General features: G+C 66.6%; 2 protein-coding genes. Both read right to left on the bottom strand.

The window, feature by feature from the left end:
* Positions 1-372: 372 nt before the first annotated feature.
* Complete coding sequence (locus tag AMD30_RS07030; protein WP_010842260.1) at positions 373-1239, bottom strand: ABC transporter permease; 867 nt, start codon at positions 1237-1239, stop codon at positions 373-375.
* The gene (locus AMD30_RS07025) at positions 1239-2066 is read right to left on the bottom strand and encodes an ABC transporter permease (protein ID WP_014927850.1); all 828 of its coding nucleotides are present in this window, start codon (positions 2064-2066) and stop codon (positions 1239-1241) included. The genes AMD30_RS07030 and AMD30_RS07025 overlap by 1 nt, the downstream gene beginning before the upstream one ends.
* Position 2067 lies beyond the last annotated feature (1 nt).

Raw genomic sequence — 2067 nt, 5'->3', positions numbered from 1 at the left:
GTCCTCTGAACACTCCCTCGCTAGTCCTGCAGTCGATTAGACCTCACGACACTGCCGTTGGTAATCGTTCAGACCCTCCACATCGGACGCCGACACAGAATCTCCATCCTATTTCACGCGAGGGGGTCTGATGAAACCGGGATGCAGGGCCAGCCTCTGTGAATGCCATCGCCGTACCCACCTTCCTTGTTACGCCCTTCGGCGTGCCCGCGCGTGGCGAGGGGACGGCGCCGATATCCCGTCCGATCTCGCACAAGAGCCACTGACCAGCGCCGATGTGCCGACGGGGGATGTTGACACGCTCGGCATCGACCCCATTGGGGCCATGCCGGGTGTCATTCGTTACCCCGACGGTATGGGATCGGTTCGTGATCATCGGTCCCTCGCGGCTTTCCGATAGCCGCGAAGAGCCGGATAAATGGAAATGACCAGAATCAGCACGGTCCAAACAGCGACTTTCGTGAGATTCTCGGCGAGTGGGCCACCCGCCGCGAACGCCCGCATCGTCTCGATGGCCGGTGTCATGGGCTGATTGGCGACGATCGGTTGCAGCCACTCCGGATAAGCACTGATCGGGGAGAAGCCGGAGTTGAAGAACATCAACAGACTCGAGGCCAGACCGAGATACGGCACGATCGGCGCCCCTGGGCGCGCGCTGACGGCGAGTGCCAGCGTCAGGGTCGCGAAGGCGGTGCCGTAGGCCAGCGCGACCAGCACGAGCCCGATCGCCGAACCCAGCCCCTGCGTGAATCGGAATCCGATGAGGTGGCCGGCGGCGAGGAGGATGAGCGTCGTGACCAGGATCCGCACCAATTCGGACATCACCCGCGAGGTGAGGTCCGCCGCCCGGTGGATCGGCAGGACATACAGCCGGGCGAGCAGTCCGGTCGCCCGCTCCCGGTTCAGTCGAGTCGCCGAGGCGATCGAGCCGAACATCGCGCCGACGAGGATGACCAGCGGCACAGTGCCGTACGCACTGTTCTGACCCGTCGCCGACCCGATCGCGTCGCCGAGCACGACCTTGAACATGAGCATGCTGAGCGCCGGGAACAGCAACGCCTGCATCAGCGTCGGGACGTCGCGGACGAACACCACGATCTGTCTGCCGGCCAGCGGCAGACTCTGACGCCACCACGCCCGGAACGAGGACTCCGTCGGCACGTCGGTGGGCGCGGTCGTCAGAAAATGCCGCTGCGCGGTCGATTCCGCGGTGGAGGCGCCCACTCCGGCGGCGCTCATCAGCGAGTCCTCCGCGTGCTGACGGCCAGCAACGCCAGTGCGGTCGCTGCCAGCCCCGCGCACCACCACAGCGACGGCTGCAACTGGTGCCACGTGGCGGTCCCGGCGTCGAGGGCACGCATCGAGTCGGCGAACTGCGAGATGGGCTGGTTGCGCACGAACGGCTGAATCCACTCCGGGAACTGCTCCAGCGGCACGAATCCGGTGGACATCATGCCCAGGATCAGGGTCGGCAGGGCCAGGGCCTGGCTGGTGGCCTCCGGGCTGCCGGCGACGAGCCCGAGACCGTCTGCCGCCCACGAGAACAGGGCTCCGATCAGGAAGGCCAGGCCGAACAGACCGAGCGTCCCCCAGACCCCACCGCCCGGCCGCCAGTCGATGATCAGGCAGGCGACGGCCGCGCAGATGAGCGAGATCACCAGCAGCACACCGTTGGTCGCGGTCCGCGCCAGCATCGGGATCAGCGGCGACATCGGCATCACCCGGAAGCGGGTGTTGATTCCCTGCACCCCGTCGAAGGCCGCGCGCATCGCCGCCGAGGACGCGGCGAAGTTCACCGACTGCAGCACGATGATGGGCATCAGGAACTGGCCGTAGTTCACGCCGGGCGCGACCTCGACGATGCTCCGCAGCGGCACGTAGAAACAGATGGCGAGAAACGCCGGCGAGATGAAGGCGAAGATGACCTCGCCGCCCCGGAACACCTTGGAGATCCCGCGCCCCGACAGCGCCCACCACTGCTGCACGGGTCGCACGCGCGGCTCGATCAGCGTGGTCGTCGGAGACCCCGACGTCGCCCCCGACCGCAGTACGTCAGAAGTCGTCATG

This window comes from Gordonia sp. HS-NH1 (genome assembly GCF_001418765.1).
Taxonomy (GTDB): Bacteria; Actinomycetota; Actinomycetes; order Mycobacteriales; family Mycobacteriaceae; genus Gordonia.
Note: the sequence above shows the minus strand (reverse complement) of the source record. Positions and strands in the feature narration are given on the sequence as shown.

Excerpts from the sequence above, each read along its gene's own strand:
- AMD30_RS07025 (WP_014927850.1), bottom strand. The coding sequence starts at position 2,066 with ATGACGACTTCTGACGTACTGCGGTCGGGGGCGACGTCGGGGTCTCCG.
- AMD30_RS07030 (WP_010842260.1), bottom strand. The coding sequence starts at position 1,239 with ATGAGCGCCGCCGGAGTGGGCGCCTCCACCGCGGAATCGACCGCGCAG.